Origin of the sequence: Variovorax sp. Root411, from assembly GCF_001425205.1 — a bacterium.
GTDB lineage: Bacteria > Pseudomonadota > Gammaproteobacteria > Burkholderiales > Burkholderiaceae_C > Variovorax.
Genome location: NZ_LMDW01000001.1, coordinates 379,281 through 395,738, shown reverse-complemented (window position 1 = coordinate 395,738; position 16,458 = coordinate 379,281). Strand labels below are relative to the sequence as shown.

Below are 16,458 nucleotides of genomic sequence, written 5' to 3'. Positions count from 1 at the left end.
ATGTACACCCAGGCAATGGACACCATGGGCAAGGACGCGGGCGACGGCAAACAGAAAGCCGTGCGCTCCGCCGAGGAAATGCGGCTCGAGGAGCGCTTCGACGCGCACATCGACGCCGGCGACTTCATCGAGGCGAAGGACTGGATGCCAGAGCACTACCGCAAGACGCTGGTGCGGCAGATCAGCCAGCACGCGCATTCGGAAATCGTCGGCATGCTGCCCGAAGGCAACTGGATCAGCCGCGCGCCCACGCTCAAGCGCAAGGCCATCCTGCTGGCCAAGGTGCAGGACGAAGGCGGCCACGGCCTCTACCTCTATGCCGCCGCAGAAACGCTGGGCACCTCGCGCGACCAGATGTTCGACGCGCTGCACAGCGGCAAGGCCAAGTACAGCTCGATCTTCAACTACCCCACGCTGACCTGGGCCGACATGGGCACCATCGGCTGGCTGGTGGATGGCGCGGCCATCATGAACCAGGTGCCGATCTGCCGCTGCTCATACGCGCCGTATGCGCGCGCGATGATCCGTATCTGCCGCGAGGAGAGCTTTCACCAGCGCCAGGGCTACGAGGCCCTGCTGACGATGATGACGCACGGCACCGACGCGCAGAAGGCAATGGTGCAGGACGCGGTCGACCGCTGGTGGTGGCCCTCCATCATGATGTTCGGCCCGCCGGACGACCAGTCGCCCAACAGCGCGCAGTCGATGCGCTGGGGTATCAAGCGCTTCAGCAACGACGAGCTGCGCCAGAAGTTCATCGACGCTGCCGTCGAGCAGGCCGCCATCCTCGGCGTGACCTTGCCCGACCCCGACCTCAAGTGGAACGAAGAGCGCCAGGCGCACGACTTCGGCGCGATCGACTGGAGCGAGTTCTGGCGCGTGATCGGCGGCGACGGCCCCTGCAACCGCGAGCGGCTGCAGGCCCGTGTCGACGCCTGGGAAGAAGGCGCGTGGGTGCGCGAAGCCGCGATGGCCCACGCCAACAAACAACCCCTCAAGGAAGCAGCATGAGCACCGATACCCAGCAACAAGAATGGCCCCTGTGGGAAGTGTTCGTGCGCAGCAAGGCCGGGCTCGACCACAAGCATTGCGGCAGCCTGCACGCGGCCGATCCGAAGATGGCGATCCAGATGGCGCGCGACGTGTACACGCGCCGCCAGGAAGGCAGCAGCATCTGGGTGGTGCGCTCGGATCAGATCGTGGCAAGCGATCCGGGGGACAAGGACATGTTCTTCGATCCGGCGGAGGACAAAGTTTATCGGCATCCGACTTTCTATGCCTTGCCCAAATCGGTCGATCACATGTGAGGTCTTGCTCCCTCTCCCGCTTGCGGGAGAGGGTTGGGGTGAGGGCTTCGGCCTTCGCCACCACCGGACCTCATCCACCGCCCATGCCCTCACCCCAACCCTCTCCCCGAGGGGAGAGGGAGCAAGACAGAGACCATGACATGCAAGCCTCCATCGAACTGAACCGAACACCCGCCGTGCAATACCTGCTGCGCATCGGCGACACCTGCCTCGTGCTCGCGCAGCGCCTCGGCGAATGGTGCGGCCACGCACCCGTGCTGGAGGAAGACATCGCGATGGCCAACATCGCGCTCGACCTCGTCGGCCAAGCGCGCGCACTGCTGACACACGCGGGCCGCATCGAAGGCCGCGAGCACAACGAAGACCAACTCGCCTACCTGCGCGACGAGCGCGACTACTTCAACCTCACCATCGCCGAACTGCCGCGCGGCGACTTCGCCTTTGCAGTGGTGCGCAACACCATGGTGTCGACCCTGCTCAAGCTGCTGTGGCAGCGCCTGGCCGCATCGAACGACCCCGAAGTGGCCGCCATCGCCGGCAAGGCCGTGAAGGAAGCGCGCTACCACCAGCAGCATTCGGGCGACTGGGTGGTGCGCCTGGGCGACGGCACCGACGAATCGCGCCGCCGCACCGAGAAAGCGCTCAAGCAGCTGTGGCTCTACATGCCCGAGTTGTTCTTCAACGATGCGGTCGATGCCGAAGCCAGCGCCAGCGGCCTTGGCCCGGCGTGGAGTGAGCTGCGCGAACCCTGGCTCGCCGAGATGCAACAGGTGCTCGACGCCGCAGGCCTCGCCATGCCGAAGGAAGCCGCCTTCCGCAGCACCGGCAAGCACGGCGCGCACAGCGAGCACATGGGCTACATCCTCGCGGAGATGCAGCACTTGCAGCGCAGCTTTCCCGGAGGCGTGTGGTGACGAACGCCCTCGCCTCGCGCATCGACGCGGCGTGGGCCGTGCTGCACACCGTGCTCGACCCCGAGGTCCCGGCCGTGTCGGTCTGCGACCTCGGCATCGTGCGCGACGTGATCGAGCATGACGACGGGCTGGAGATCGTGCTCACGCCGACCTACTCGGGCTGCCCGGCAACGGAAGCCATCGAGCACGACGTGCTGGCCGCCATCGAGCAGGCCGGCCTCGGCCGCGCGCGCGCCACGCTGCGCCGCGCGCCCGCCTGGTCGAGCGACTGGATCAGCGACGAAGGCCGCGCCAAGCTCAAGGCCTACGGCATCGCACCGCCGGCGCATCTGAATGCCGAGCAGTCCGCCGGCACCGTCATGCCAATCAAGCTCTTCGGCCGCATCGCAGGCGAACGCATCGCCTGCCCGCGCTGTGCGAGCGAGCGCACCGAACGCCTCTCCGCCTTCGGCTCCACCGCCTGCAAGGCCCTCTATCGCTGCATGGCCTGCCGCGAACCCTTCGAACATTTCAAGCCGATCTAAGCGATGAGCACCCTCTTCCACCCCCTGCGCGTGAAGGCCATCGAACCCGACACGGCCGAGGCCGTCGTCGTCTCGTTCGAAGTGCCCATCGATCTGCAGCAGGTCTTCGGCTTCACGCAGGGCCAGTACCTCACGCTGCGCCACGACATCGACGGCCAGGACCTGCGCCGCTCCTATTCGATCTGCGCCGGCCTCGACGATGGCGAGCTGCGCGTCGGCGTGCGCAAGGTGCGCGGCGGCGTGTTCTCCAACTGGATCAACGCCCATCTGCAGCCGGGCGACACCCTGCAGGTGATGGCGCCGCAGGGCCGCTTCTTCGTGCCCATCGAGCCGGGCCTGGCGCGCCATCACGTCGGCATTGCGGGCGGCAGCGGCATCACGCCGATCCTGTCGATCATGAAGACGGTGCTGGCGCGCGAGCCGCGGAGCCGCTTCACGCTGATCTACGGCAACCGCCAGTTGCAGTCCACGATGTTCAAGGAAGAAATCGAGGACCTGAAGAACCGCTACATGACGCGGCTGGTGCTGCAGCACGTGTTCTCCGACGAGCACACCGATTCGCCGCTGGGCTTCGGCGTGATGAACCGCGAGAAGATCGGCGAGTTCCTGGCCTCGGTGGTGCCCGCGAAGACGATCGACCATGTCTACGTCTGCGGTCCGTTCCAGATGAACGACGAAGCCGAGGCCGCGCTGCTGGCCGCCGGCGTGCCCGAGGAACGCATCCACATCGAACGCTTCGGCGTGGCGCTGCCTTCGGCCACGCAGGTCGGCGCGGTGGTGCACGAGGCGCAGCCGGGCGACGCCAGGCAGGCGCGCATCATCATCGTGCGCGACGGGCTGCAGCGCGAGATCACCTACACCGAAGGCCAGCCGAGCATCCTCGATGCGGCTTCGGCCGCGGGGCTCGAAGTGCCGTTCTCGTGCACCTCCGGCGTGTGCGGCACCTGCCGCGCCAAATGCGTGGACGGGGAAGTCCGCATGGAAAGAAACTTCGCGCTCGACAAGAATGAAGTGGCAGCAGGTTTCGTGCTGACCTGCCAGGCACACCCCCTGACCGAACGCGTCACGCTCTCATTCGACGAGCGCTAGAACATCAAAGATTTTTCAACCGGAGACAAGACCAATGAAACCCTTCTTCAAGCCCCTGCTGATCGCCGCGCTGTGCGCCACCGCCGCCGCGGCCTGGGCCGACGTGAATGTCGGCGTGACGCTCTCAGCCACCGGCCCGGCGGCCTCGCTCGGCATTCCGGAGAAGAACACCATCGCGCTGATGCCCAAGACCATCGGCGGCCAGAAGATCAACTACATCGTGCTCGACGACGCGTCGGACACCACCGCGGCCGTGGCCAACACGCGCAAGCTCATCGCGGAGAACAAGGTCGACGTCGTGCTGGGCTCCACCACCACGCCCAATTCGCTTGCGATGATCGACGTGGTCAGCGAAGCGAAGGTGCCGATGATTTCCATCGCCGCCTCGGCCCGCATCGTCGAGCCGGTGGACGCCAAGAAGAAGTGGGTGTTCAAGACGCCGCAGAACGACATCATGATGTCGCTCGCCATCGCCGAGCACATGGCCGCCAACGGCGTGAAGACCGTTGCCTTCATCGGCTTCTCGGACGCGTACGGCGAAGGCTGGTCGGAAGAATTCGCGAAGGCGGCCGCGCTGAAGAAGATCACCGTCGTGGCCAATGAGCGCTATGCGCGCACCGACACATCGGTGACGGGCCAGGCGCTGAAGATCATGGCCAGCAAGGCCGACGCGGTGCTGGTCGCGGGCTCGGGCACCCCGGCCGCACTGCCGCAGAAGACGCTCAAGGAGCGCGGCTACGCCGGCAAGATGTACCAGACGCACGGCGTGGCGAATGCCGACTTCCTTCGCGTCGGCGGCAAGGACGTGGAAGGCACCTTCCTGCCCGCCGGCCCCGTGCTGGTGGCCGAGCAGCTGCCCGCCAGCAACCCGGTGAAGAAATCTGCACTGGCTTACGTCAGCGCCTACGAAGCCGCCTACGGCAAGGGCACCGTGTCGACCTTCGGCGCGCACGCCTGGGACGCCGGCCTGCTGATGAGTTCGGCCGTGCCCGTCGCACTGAAGAAGGCGCAGCCCGGCACACCGGAATTCCGCGCCGCACTGCGCGATGCGCTGGAGCAGGTCAAGGAAGTGTCGGGCGCGCATGGCGTGTTCAGCATGACGGAGAAGGACCACCTGGGCCTGGACCAGCGCGCGCGCGTGATGGTGAAGATCGAGAACGGCACCTGGAAATACCAGCCCTGATTCCGGCCTTGCTCCCTCCCCTCCCGGGGGAGGGCTGGGGTGGGGGCACGACAGCATTGACCGCCGCGCGGCCGTGAATGCGGGGGCAGCCCCCATCCCAGCCTTCCCCCAGAGGGGGAAGGAGCAAGACAGTGCATCGACACATGGGCCAAGCCCAAAGGTTCTTTATGGATTCGCAGATCGCCCTTCTTCTTGGGCAGGACGGCATCGTCAACGGTGCCGTCTACGGTTTGATGGCGCTCGCACTGGTGCTGGTGTTTTCAGTCACGCGCGTCATCTTCATTCCCCAGGGTGAGTTCGTCGCCTTCGGGGCGCTCTCGATGGCGATGCTGCAGGCCGGCCGCGTGCCGGCGACGCTGTGGCTGCTGCTGGTGCTGGCGGTCGCGGTGCTGCTGGTGGAAGCCTGGCGCTGGAAGCGCGGCGCGGTGGTCGACTGGGCCTCCGCGCTCGCATGGTGCGTGGTGCTGCCGGCAGCGGCGGCCGCGCTGGTGCTGCTGCTCAAGCCCACGTCGATGACGGGTCAGACGCTCACCACGCTGGTGCTCATCATGCCGCTCGGCCCCCTGCTCTACCGCCTGGCTTACCGGCCGCTGGCGGATGCCAACGTGCTGATGCTGCTGATCGTCTCGGTCGCGCTGCATGGCGTGCTGGTCGGGCTGGGCCTGCTGTTCTTTGGCGCCGAAGGTTCGCGCACCGCGGCGTTCTCCGAAGCGCGCTTCGACATCGGCGGCATTCCGGTCGGCGGCCAGTCGCTGGTGGTGGTCGGCGTCACGCTGCTGCTGGTGATTGCCATGTTCCTGTTCTTCGGCCGCTCGATGGTCGGCAAGGCGCTGCGCGCCACCGCCATCAACCGCGTGGGCGCCCGGCTGTCGGGCATTCCGACCGAGCTGTCGGGCGACCTGAGCTTTGCGCTCGCGGCGCTCATCGGGGCCGTCTCGGGGCTGCTGATCGCGCCGATCACCACGGTTTATTACGACACCGGCTTTCTCATCGGCCTGAAGGGCTTCGTCGCCGCCATCGTCGGCGGGCTCGCGAGCTATCCGCTGGCATTGGCCGGCGCGCTGCTGGTCGGCCAGCTCGAAGCATTCGCCTCGTTCTGGGCCAGCCCGTTCAAGGAGGTGCTGGTCTTCACGCTGATCATTCCGGTGCTGTGGTGGCGTTCGCTCCACAGCCATCATGTGGAGGACGAGGAATGAGCGCGTCTTCGAACCACATCGCCACCCCCGCGCAACCCGAAGGCAAGCCGCTGATCACGCCGCGCCAGCTCACGCTGGTGTGCGTGGTGCTGCTGGCGCTGGCCTGGGGCTTTTTACCCGAGTTCACCGTCTCGGTGCTCAGCAACATCGGCCTGTATGCGCTGGTCGCGGCCGGGCTGGTCATGCTGACCGGCGTGGGCGGCATGACCTCCTTCGGCCAAGCCGCGTTCGTCGGCATGGGCGCCTACGCCACCGCGTGGATCTGCACCTCGCCCACGGCAGCCGCATGGCTGGGCGGCGCGGTCGGCCCTGCCCTGCTGCCGTGGGCCGGCTTGCTCCTGGGCCTGGCCTTCACCTTCGCGCTGGCCTGGATGCTCGGCGCGGTCACGCTCAAGCTGTCGGGCCACTACCTGCCGCTGTGCACCATCGCCTGGGGCCTGAGCCTGTACTACCTGCTGGGCAACATGGACTTCCTCGGCGGGCAGACCGGCATCACGGGCGTGCCGCCGCTGGTGGTGGCGGGGCTATCGCTTGCCACGCCGCGCGCGCTCGGCGTCGTGATCTGGGCGGTGCTGCTGCTGGCGCTGTGGGCGCTGCACAACCTGCTGGATTCGCGCGAAGGCCGCGCCATCCGCGCGCTCAAGGGCGGACGGCTGATGGCCGAGTCGATGGGCGTCGACACGGCGCGCCACCGCATCAAGCTGTTCGTGCTGGCCGCGCTGCTCGCGGCGGTGTCGGGCTGGCTCTATGCGCACCTGCAGCGCTTCGTGAACCCGACGCCGTTCAACCTGAACATCGGCATCGAGCTGCTGTTCATGGCGGTGGTCGGCGGCGCGGGCCATCTGTGGGGTGCGGTGCTGGGCGCCGCGCTGATCACGCTGCTGAAGGAGAAGCTGCAGGACGTGCTGCCCTCGCTGCTCGGCAGCAGCGGCAACTTCGAAGTGATCGTGTTCGGGCTGCTGATGCTCTTCGTGCTGCAGCGTTTTTCCGACGGCCTGTGGCCCACGCTGGCGCGCATCACGCGCCGTTGGGTGCGCAACGCTGCGGCGCGCAAGGCGCCGGCTCCCGCATCGAAGGCGCCGACCGTGCAGCTCGCGCAGCGCACGCTGCCCGCGAGCGGCGAACTGCTGCTGCAAGCCAGCGACGTGAGCAAGCGATTCGGCGGGCTCGTGGCCAACAACGCGATCTCGATGACGCTGAAGGCCGGCGAGATCCATGCGCTGATCGGCCCGAACGGTGCCGGCAAGAGCACCTTCTTCAACATGATCTCGGGCGTCGACGACCCGACCTCGGGCGAGGTGAAGCTCGCCGGCCAGCCGATGGCGGCCAAGCCCTCGCGCGCCTTCGCCGCGCTGGGCCTGGGCCGCACCTTCCAGCACGTGCGCCTGCTTGGACAGCGCAGCGTGGCCGAGAACGTCGCGCTCGGCGCTCACCTGCGTGCGAAGCGTGGCTGGCTCGCCGCCATGCTGCGGCTGGACCGTGCCGAAGAAGCCGCGCTGATGGCCGAGGCCCGCAGGCAGATCGAACGCTGCGGCCTCGGCGCGCATGCCGACACGCCTGCGGCATCGCTCTCTCTAGGCCAGCAGCGCGTGGTCGAAATCGCCCGCGCGCTCGCCGGCCAGCCTTCGGTGCTGCTGCTCGACGAACCCGCCGCCGGCCTGCGCCATCTTGAAAAGCGCGCGCTTTCGGTGCTGCTGAGCCAATTGCGCGCCGAGGGCCTCGGCATCCTCGTGGTGGAGCACGACATGGAGTTCGTGATGAACCTCGCCGACCGCATCACGGTGCTCGAGTTCGGCACCGTGATCGCCACCGGCACGCCGGCCGAGGTGCAGGCCAACCCGCGCGTACTCGAAGCCTATCTGGGCGGCGCTGACGACGAACTGCTGGAAGACGCCCGATGAGCCACCCCATCCTTCAACTGGAAGACTTCTGCGTCGCCTACCGCACCGTGGAAGCGGTGCACAGCGTGCGCCTGCAGGTGAACGAAGGCGAGATCGTCACCGTCATCGGCCCCAACGGCGCCGGCAAGACCACGCTGTTGTGCGCGGCCATGGGCCTGCTGCAGTCGAGCGGGCGCCTGTCGCTGAACGGCGATCGCATCGCGCGCCCCAGTGTCGAGACCATGGTGGCGCGCGGCGTGGCGTTGGTGCCCGAGCGGCGCGAGCTGTTCGGCGAGATGTCTGTGGAAGACAACCTGCTGCTCGGCGGCTTCTACCAGTGGCGCAAGGGCAAGCGCGACCAGCGCGCGCGCATGGACGAAGTCTTCGGGATCTTCCCGCGCCTGCGCGAGCGCCGCCCACAGATGGCTTCCACGCTTTCGGGCGGCGAACGCCAGATGCTGGCCATCGGCCGCGCGCTGATGGCGCGGCCACGTTTGCTGATGCTCGACGAACCCTCGCTGGGCCTCGCCCCGCTGGTGGTGCGCGAGGTGCTGCGCGTGGTGTCGCAACTGCGCAGCCATGGCGTGTCGGTGCTGCTGGTCGAGCAGAACGCGCGCGCGGCGCTGCAGGTGGCCGACCGCGCCTACGTGCTCGAAATGGGCGCGGTGGCGCTCGAGGGCAAGGCGCGCGACCTGCTGCACGACCAGCGGATCATCGACACGTACCTCGGCATAGGAAAGAAGGAATGACCGACGTGCCTCCCCTTCTTGCTCCCTCCCCTTCCGGGGGAGGGTTGGGGTGGGGGCACGACGGCCTCGAACGAAGAGCAACGCTCGTTGGGCGCTGCCCCCATCCCAGCCTTCCCCCAGAGGGGGAAGGAGCCACACAAGGACACCCTTCATGACCACCACTCTCCAAAGCTACATCGCCGGCCGCTGGATCGGCCAGCAGGCCGCGCAGCAACTGCGCAGCGCCGTCAACGGCCAGCCCGTGGCGGCCACGCACGCCGAGGCCATCGACTTCGCCGAAGCGCTGGCCTACGCACGCCGCACCGGCATCCCCGCGCTGATGGCGCTCGACTTCCAGCAGCGCGCCGAGCGCCTGAAGGCGCTGGCCAAGTACATCGCCGCGAACAAGGAAACGCTCTACGCCATCTCGGCCCACACCGGCGCGACGCGCGCCGACAGCTGGATCGACATCGAAGGCGGCGCGGGCACGCTGAGCGCCTATGCCGGCATCGGCACCAACGAGCTGCCCTCCGGCAACCTCGTGCACGAAGGCCCGGCCTTCCCCCTCGGCAAGAAGGGCGGCTTCGCAGGCACGCACATCCTGGTGCCGCGCGGCGGCGTGGCGGTGCATATCGATGCGTTCAACTTCCCCGTCTGGGGCCTGCTCGAAAAGTTCGCACCCAGCTTCCTCGCGGGCATGCCCTGCATCGGCAAACCGGCCACGGCCACCAGCTACCTCACCGAGGCGCTGGTGCGGCTCATCGTGCAGTCGGGCATCCTGCCGGCGGGCGCGCTGCAGCTCGTCATCGGCGGCACGGGCGACCTGCTCGACCGGCTCGAAGGGCCCGACGTGGTCACCTTCACCGGCTCGGCCGACACCGCCGCAAAGCTGCGCGTGCACCCGAACATCGTGCGCCAGTCGATCCCGTTCAATGCCGAGGCCGACTCGCTCAACTGCGCGATCCTCGCGCCCGACGTAACGCCCGACGACGAGGAGTTCGATCTCTTCGTGAAGGAAGTGGCGCGCGAAATGACGACCAAGGCCGGCCAGAAGTGCACGGCCATCCGCCGCGCGATCGTGCCGCGCCGGCATCTGGATGCGGTGGCCGAACGGCTGCGGGCGCGGCTCGCGAAGACGGTGGTCGGCGATCCGTCGCGCGAAGAGGTGCGCATGGGCGCGCTCGCCTCGCGCGACCAGCAGGCCGACGTGGCCGAGCGAGTCGCCACGCTGCTGCAGGGCGCCGAGCTGGTCTACGGCGAGCGCGACGGCTTCTCGCCGATTGGCGACGGCGTGGCCGATGGCGCGTTCTTCGCGCCCACGCTGCTCTTGAGCCGCAAGCCGCTCGAGCACGACGCTGCACACGACGTCGAGGCCTTCGGCCCCGTCAGCACGCTGATGCCTTACGAGGGCATCGACGAAGCACTGGCCCTGGCCGCACGCGGCCGCGGCAGCCTCGTCGGCACACTGGTCACGCGCGACCCGGCCATCGCGGCCAAGGCCATTCCGGTGGCTGCCGCGTGGCATGGCCGCCTGCTGGTGCTCGACCGCGAGGCCGCCGCCGAATCGACCGGCCACGGCTCGCCGCTGCCGCAGCTCAAGCACGGCGGCCCGGGCCGCGCGGGCGGCGGCGAAGAGCTAGGCGGCCTGCGCGCGGTGAAGCACTACCTGCAGCGCGCCGCGGTGCAAGGCTCGCCCACCATGCTGGCCGCCATCACCGGCGAACACGTGCGCGGCGCGGCCGTGCGCGAGAGCGAGGTGCACCCCTTCCGTCGCTACTTCGAGGACCTGTGCATCGGCGACTCGCTGCTCACGCACCGCCGCACCGTGGGCGAGGCCGACATCGTCGCCTTCGGCGGCATCTCGGGCGACTACTTCTACATGCACTTCGACGAGGTGGCCGCGCAGCAGTCGCCGTTCGGCAAGCGCATCGCGCACGGCTACTTCGTGCTGTCGGCGGCGGCAGGCCTGTTCGTGTCGCCGTCGCCGGGCCCGGTGCTCGCCAACTACGGCCTCGACGCGCTGCGCTTCACCAAGCCCGTGGGCATCGGCGACACCATCCAGGCACGCCTGACCTGCAAGCGCAAGATCGACCGCAACAGGAAGGACGCGAGCGGCCAGGGCCAGGGCGTGGTCGCGTGGGACGTGGAGGTAACGAACCAGGACGGCGAGCTGGTCGCCAGCTACGACATCCTGACGCTGGTCTCCAAGAAACCCGCGGCAGCGGCCTCTTGATGCGCCATGAAGCGGGCAATGCCGTGTAAATTCGCCCGCCATGCTCCTCTGGTTCCAGCTCTTCCTTCTCGTCGCCGGCACCGCAGCGCTGCTGTACGTGTCGCGCGGCCCGCTGAGCCAGCCCGGCTCGCATGGCTTCTATCGCTTCTTCGCATGGGAATGCATGCTGTTGCTGGTCGTGGTGAACCTGCCCGTGTGGCATGACGATCCGTTTTCGGCGAGGCAGATCGTTTCTTCGCTCTTCTTCATGTTGTCGATCTGGCTGCCGATCCACGCGGTGCGGCTGCTGAAGGCGCAGGGCAAGCCAACCGAGGCTCGCAGCGACGACCCCGCGCTGTACGGTTTCGAGAAAACCTCGTCCATCGTCACCACCGGCGCCTTCCGCTACATCCGCCATCCGATGTACACGGCGCTGATGCTGCTGGCCTGGGGCGCCTTTCTCAAGCAGTTCACCTGGCTCACGCTGGCGCTGGTGCTCGCGGCCACGGTGCTGCTGTTCCTGACTGCCCTGCGCGACGAGAAGGAATGCATCGCGCATTTCGGCGACGCCTACCGCGCTTACATGCGCGGCACGCGGCGCTTCATTCCGTTCGTGCTCTAGGGTCTCTGTTCACACGCGCGTCACCCGCTACCTTGCGGGATGCTGACCCGCCCGATCAGGTTCCGTTCACAAGAGCGGCCTAGCATTCGCGGATGCTGTTCGCACGCATCCGCCGTTTCGCCGAAATGCACCACAGGGCGTGGTGCATCGCAGGCATTCTGTTGATCTTCCTGCAGCCCTTCATCGCGGTCCATTTCCGCTGCGACGGCCTGGAAGACGAGCCGATGCTGCGGGTGCGCAGCGCCAGCGACACCACCCAGTTCGAAGCCGACGACCGCGCGGACCATCCGTCCGACCGCGAGACCACCGTGTTCGCCCAGGCGCCGGCAAGCATCGACCACCCCGATGCCTTCGACTTCGCGCTGAACACGCTGATGGCGATGGTGCTGGCGCTGCTGCCGCTTGCCATTGCACTCGCGCGGCTGGCAGTGCCCATCGTGCGCAAAGCGACCGACTACGTGCCGCCGCACGGCGGTGCTCCACCCCCTGCGCAACCCTGGCGGCGCCTGCCGCCCACTGCCGCGCCACCTTCCGGGATCTGAGACACGACGCCTCGCGCGTCGGGCCGTTCGCTGCGCCACGCAGCGGGCTCTCTCGTTCCCGCCGAAAGGTTTGACCATGTCCGGTTTTTTCTGTTGCGCACGCCGCACTGGGTGCTGTCGCGCGCCCGTTGCTTTCTCCAGTTTGCTGAAGGCGGCGTCGTGAACGCAACGAACCTCGCGTTGTTCCAATGGCTCACGGCCGGCAGCCAGCCGACGCCGTGGGTGCTGGCCGTGGCCTCGGCCTTCGCGCTCTGGAGCAGTTGGCTGTGCGCGGGCATCCTCGCCCTGGCGCTGTGGCTGCATCGCCCCGAACGGGCCTACCTGTGCATCGTCGCTGCGCTTGCGGGTCTCGCCTCATTGGCCTCGCATGCCATCGCGCTGTCGCTCAACAAGCCGCGGCCCTTCATGCTGGGGCTGGCACCGTCGTACATCGAGCATTCGGGCCGCGGCTCGCTGCCCAGCACGCACGCAACGGTGATGTTCCTGCTGGCGCTGGCCTTCCTGCTGCGTCCCGGCCTGCGCAGGCTGGGCGTGCTTCTGCTGGTGCTGGCGGCCGTCACCGGGTGGGCGCGCGTGTACGTGGGCGTTCATTTCCCCCTCGACATCGCCGCCGGCCTGCTGCTCGCGTGCGCGATCACGGGAGTGTTCGCCGCCGCGCAATGGCTCGTGCGCCATCTCCTCCCTTTTCGGGCGTCGCACGCCGGCCGCACGCGCGACGACAAGACGACGGCCACGTGTTTCTGGAGGCATCCATGATCTCCTCGACCAACACCACCAGACATTCACGTGTACCCGCCGATCTCCCGCGGGCCGAGGCTCCCGCGCCGCGCACGGCCCCGCCACTCGCGCCGGAGGCAGGGGCGCGCAGCATTTCCTGCGTGATTCCGTGCTTCAACGAAGCGGCCAACCTGCGCCACCTGCTGCCGCTGCTCGAAGACATCCTCTGGGCCACGCACATGCGCTGGGAGATCATCGTGGTGGACGACGGCAGCACCGACGACACCGCCGCCGTGGCCGAGGCGTGGTGCGAGCTCTCCGGCTTTCGCTGCATCTCGCTGTCGCGCAACTTCGGCAAGGAAGCCGCGCTCACCGCAGGCCTCGCCGCGACCACCGGCGACGCGGTGGTGCTGCTCGACGGTGACCTGCAGCACTCGCCCGAGCTCATCCACAAGATGGTCGCGCAATGGGTGGCCGGCGCGGAGGTGGTATACGCGGTGCGCGAGAAACGCAGCGACGAAAGCCGCTTCAAGCAGATCGGCAGCAAGCTCTTCTACAGCCTCGTCAATTCCTCGGACCGCTTCGCCGTGCCCCGAGACGCTGGCGACTTCCGCCTGATGGACCGCAAGGTGGTCGACGCGCTCATGAACCTGCCGGAACGCAGCCGCTTCATGAAGGGCCTGTACGCCTGGGTGGGCTTTCGCGCCGTGGCGCTTCCCTACACGCCAGCGCCGCGCGCGGCGGGCAACAGTTCCTTCAATGCCCGGCGGCTGGTGCACCTGGCCATCGACGGGCTGACCGCCTTCACCACCTGGCCCCTGCGCCTGGTCAGCGTGGCGGGGTTGCTGCTGGCGCTGCCGGCCTTCGCCTATGGCACCTTCGTGGCGATCGATCACCTGCTGTTCGGCAACACGGTCTCGGGCTGGACCACCATCGTCGTGAGCCTGATGTTCTTCATCGGCATCCAGATGATCTCCACCGGCATCGTGGGCGAGTACATCGCGCGCATCTACGAGGAGGTCAAGGGCCGCCCGCTGTACGTGGTGCGCCACGAGCGCGGCACGGGGATCGCGGGCGGAAAACCATGAAACGACCTGTTCCCGCATGGTGGACTGCGCCGCAGCCACTGTGGCTCATTGCCGCCCTCTTCGCATGGCTGCTGGCCACGGCCTGGGTGCGCCCGCTGATGGCGCCCGACGAAGGCCGCTACGGCGGCGTCGCGCTCGCGATGCTGCGCTCGGGCGACTGGCTGGTGCCGCGACTCGACGGCCTGCCCTTCTTCCACAAGCCACCGCTGTTCTACTGGATCGGCGCGGCCGCGATGTCGGTAGCGGGGCCGGTGGAATGGGCCGCGCGGCTGCCATCCGTGCTGGGCGCGGGCGCGGCGGCGGCAGCGCTGTTCCTGTTCCTGCGCCGGTGGTCGACGGTGCGGCTGGCGCTGCTGTCGACCGTGGTGCTTGTGACGACGCCCTTCTTCTTCCTGGGCGCGCAGTTCGCGAACCTCGACATGCTGGTGGCTGGCTGCATCTCGGCCACGATCCTGCTGGCGGCCGGCGCCGCATTGGCGAAGGAGCGCGAGGAGCCCTGGCGGGCGCTGCTGGCGGGCGCCTACCTGTTCGCGGCAGCCGGGTTGCTGGCCAAGGGGCTGATCGGCCTCGTGCTGCCCGCGATGGTGATCGCGATCTGGTGCGGGGCGACGCGCAGGTTCGCGGCGCTGCGGCTCGCGCTATGGCTGCCCGGCTGGGCGGTTCTGCTGGCCGTGGCCGGGCCGTGGTTCGTCGCCATGCAGATGAAGTACCCGGAGTTCTTCGACTACTTCGTCGTCACGCAGCACTTCCGGCGCTTTGCATCCTCGGGCTTCAACAACGAGCACGGCTTCTGGTTCTACCTGCCGGTGCTGGCGGGGCTCACGCTGCCGTGGTTCGCGTGGGTGTTCGTGCCGCGGGGCAAGGACGACGCCGCGCGGCCCGGGCGCTCGGATGTCGAATGGCTGATGTGGATCTGGCTCGCGGTCATCGTGGTGTTCTTCTCGCTGCCGCGCTCCAAGCTCATCGGCTACGTGCTGCCGGCGCTGCCGCCGCTGGCCTGCCTGATCGCCGGGCGCGTGCTCGCAGGCCGCGCAACGCAAGCGCTGCTGCCGAAGGTGCGCGCGATGACGCTGGCGGCCGCCGCCGTGTGCATCGCCTGCGTGGGCGCCGTTACGGTCCTGGCGTCGCCGCCGGGCGCGCGGCTGAGGCTGCCGGCCGGGCAGGCGGTCGCGCCCGGCGACCAGGTGCTGATGGTCGACAGCTACTACTACGAGATTCCCTTTTATTGGAACCTGCGCGAGCCCGTGCTGGTGTCGGACGACTGGCAGGCTGCGGCACGGGACACCCGCGACAACTGGCGCAAGGAGATCTCGGACGCCGGCCGCTTCGAGCCCGCGCGCGCCTCAGCCACGCTGCTCGACCGCACGCAGCTCGCGGCCACACTGTGCGTGCCGCGCGTCACCTGGCTCGTCGGCTCGAACACGGCACAGCTCGCCAACCCGTGGCTGTTTCGCGCGCAGCTGGTGGCGGTGAACGAAAGCGCCGCCGCCTGGCGCTTCGCGGGCAGCGCCACGCGCGATCCGCACTGCCTGGACGCAGCGCCCGCCCCGGTTTCCGGAACGAACGGCGATGACTGAGGCGACGCGCTGCCTCTGCATCTGCGCCGACGATTTCGGCATGAGCGCGGGCATCAACTCCGCCGTGTTCGACCTGGCCGAGCAGGGAAAGATCTCCGCCACCAGCGGCATGGTGCGCCGCGACGCCTGGGAGGAAGGGGCGAAGGTGCTGAAGCTCATCGACCCGGTACGGCTCGACGTCGGCCTGCACCTCGACCTCACGCGGCCCGCGCTCGCCGGCGGCCCCGAGCCCGGCCTGCTCGGGTTGCTCGCGCGGACGTACACGCGCACGGTGTTCGCGCCGGGGCTCCGGGCCGACATCCGCGACCAGCTGACGCGCTTCGAGGACGCCATGGGCCGCGCACCCGCCTTCGTCGACGGGCACCGGCACGTGCACCAGTTCCCGGTGGTGCGAGAACTGCTGGTGGAGGAGATCGTGCGGCGCTATGCGGCGTCGCCGCCCTGGATCCGCAACACGGCGCCGGGCGCGCAGCATGGCCCCGGCCGCTTGAAGGCCCGGGTCATCCACGCACTGGGCGGCGCGCGGCTGGCCGCGCTGGCCGCGCAACGCGGCATTCCCATGAGCAGCCGCCTGCTCGGCGTCTACGATTTCTCGGGCGACATGCAGCGCCACGAACAGCGCCTGTCCGAATGGCTCTCGGCCTGCCGCACCGGCGACGTGCTCATGTGCCATCCGTCCGCCGGCATCCTGCCCGGCGACCCGCACGGCGGCGCCCGGTTGCGCGAGTACGCCGTGCTGCGCGGGCTGGTGCTTGCGGCGCGCACCGGGAGTGGCGGGATTGCGCTCGCGCCGCTCTCGCGGTGCCTGCCGCGGCCGTCCTGACGGCCACGGCGTGCGCGCCGCCGTTGCTCCGCGCCCCTTCCCTTCATACGTAGTTC

General features: G+C 68.6%; 16 protein-coding genes. All 16 read left to right on the top strand.

The window, feature by feature from the left end; translation table 11 throughout:
* The 16 genes from paaA to ASC92_RS01665 all read left to right on the top strand — a co-directional run bounded on the left by paaA (position 1) and on the right by ASC92_RS01665 (position 16,402).
* The gene (paaA, locus tag ASC92_RS01740) at positions 1–1,011 is read left to right on the top strand and encodes a 1,2-phenylacetyl-CoA epoxidase subunit PaaA (RefSeq protein ID WP_056509718.1); all 1,011 of its coding nucleotides are present in this window, start codon (positions 1–3) and stop codon (positions 1,009–1,011) included.
* Positions 1,008–1,307, top strand: coding sequence for a 1,2-phenylacetyl-CoA epoxidase subunit PaaB (paaB, locus tag ASC92_RS01735; protein ID WP_056509717.1), 300 nt, complete (start codon positions 1,008–1,010; stop codon positions 1,305–1,307). Before paaA ends, paaB begins: the two co-directional genes overlap by 4 nt.
* 140 nt (positions 1,308–1,447) lie before the next feature.
* Complete coding sequence (gene paaC / locus ASC92_RS01730) at positions 1,448–2,221, top strand: 1,2-phenylacetyl-CoA epoxidase subunit PaaC (protein WP_056509715.1); 774 nt, start codon at positions 1,448–1,450, stop codon at positions 2,219–2,221.
* Positions 2,218–2,745, top strand: a complete 528-nt coding sequence (gene paaD / locus ASC92_RS01725; protein ID WP_157608962.1) for a 1,2-phenylacetyl-CoA epoxidase subunit PaaD — start codon at positions 2,218–2,220, stop codon at positions 2,743–2,745. Before paaC ends, paaD begins: the two co-directional genes overlap by 4 nt.
* Before the next feature lie 3 nt (positions 2,746–2,748).
* On the top strand, positions 2,749–3,834 hold the full coding sequence (paaE, locus tag ASC92_RS01720; RefSeq protein WP_056509712.1) for a 1,2-phenylacetyl-CoA epoxidase subunit PaaE: 1,086 nt from the start codon (positions 2,749–2,751) through the stop codon (positions 3,832–3,834).
* 34 nt (positions 3,835–3,868) lie between these two features.
* Positions 3,869–5,017, top strand: a complete 1,149-nt coding sequence (locus ASC92_RS01715) for an ABC transporter substrate-binding protein (protein ID WP_056509710.1) — start codon at positions 3,869–3,871, stop codon at positions 5,015–5,017.
* Positions 5,018–5,184: 167 nt separating this feature from the next.
* A complete protein-coding gene (locus tag ASC92_RS01710; protein WP_056509709.1) occupies positions 5,185–6,213 on the top strand; it encodes a branched-chain amino acid ABC transporter permease in 1,029 nt (342 codons plus the stop codon).
* Entirely contained in the window at positions 6,210–8,114 is a 1,905-nt protein-coding gene (locus ASC92_RS01705) for an ABC transporter permease subunit (protein ID WP_056509707.1), read from the top strand. Before ASC92_RS01710 ends, ASC92_RS01705 begins: the two co-directional genes overlap by 4 nt.
* Positions 8,111–8,842 (top strand): ABC transporter ATP-binding protein, encoded by a 732-nt coding sequence (locus ASC92_RS01700; protein WP_056509705.1) that lies wholly within the window; start codon positions 8,111–8,113, stop codon positions 8,840–8,842. The genes ASC92_RS01705 and ASC92_RS01700 overlap by 4 nt, the downstream gene beginning before the upstream one ends.
* Before the next feature lie 151 nt (positions 8,843–8,993).
* Positions 8,994–11,054: a phenylacetic acid degradation bifunctional protein PaaZ gene (gene paaZ / locus ASC92_RS01695; RefSeq protein WP_056509703.1), complete on the top strand. Its 2,061-nt coding sequence runs from the start codon at positions 8,994–8,996 to the stop codon at positions 11,052–11,054.
* A 40-nt stretch (positions 11,055–11,094) separates the two neighbouring features.
* Positions 11,095–11,655, top strand: coding sequence for a methyltransferase family protein (locus tag ASC92_RS01690; protein ID WP_056509702.1), 561 nt, complete (start codon positions 11,095–11,097; stop codon positions 11,653–11,655).
* Positions 11,656–11,747: 92 nt separating this feature from the next.
* The gene (locus tag ASC92_RS01685; protein WP_056509700.1) at positions 11,748–12,197 is read left to right on the top strand and encodes a hypothetical protein; all 450 of its coding nucleotides are present in this window, start codon (positions 11,748–11,750) and stop codon (positions 12,195–12,197) included.
* 159 nt (positions 12,198–12,356) lie between these two features.
* Complete coding sequence (locus ASC92_RS01680) at positions 12,357–12,953, top strand: phosphatase PAP2 family protein (RefSeq protein WP_056511761.1); 597 nt, start codon at positions 12,357–12,359, stop codon at positions 12,951–12,953.
* Complete coding sequence (locus ASC92_RS01675; RefSeq protein ID WP_200935930.1) at positions 12,950–14,002, top strand: glycosyltransferase family 2 protein; 1,053 nt, start codon at positions 12,950–12,952, stop codon at positions 14,000–14,002. The genes ASC92_RS01680 and ASC92_RS01675 overlap by 4 nt, the downstream gene beginning before the upstream one ends.
* Entirely contained in the window at positions 13,999–15,579 is a 1,581-nt protein-coding gene (locus ASC92_RS01670) for an ArnT family glycosyltransferase (RefSeq protein WP_056509698.1), read from the top strand. Before ASC92_RS01675 ends, ASC92_RS01670 begins: the two co-directional genes overlap by 4 nt.
* Complete coding sequence (locus ASC92_RS01665) at positions 15,572–16,402, top strand: ChbG/HpnK family deacetylase (protein WP_056509697.1); 831 nt, start codon at positions 15,572–15,574, stop codon at positions 16,400–16,402. The genes ASC92_RS01670 and ASC92_RS01665 overlap by 8 nt, the downstream gene beginning before the upstream one ends.
* Positions 16,403–16,458: the final 56 nt, after the last annotated feature.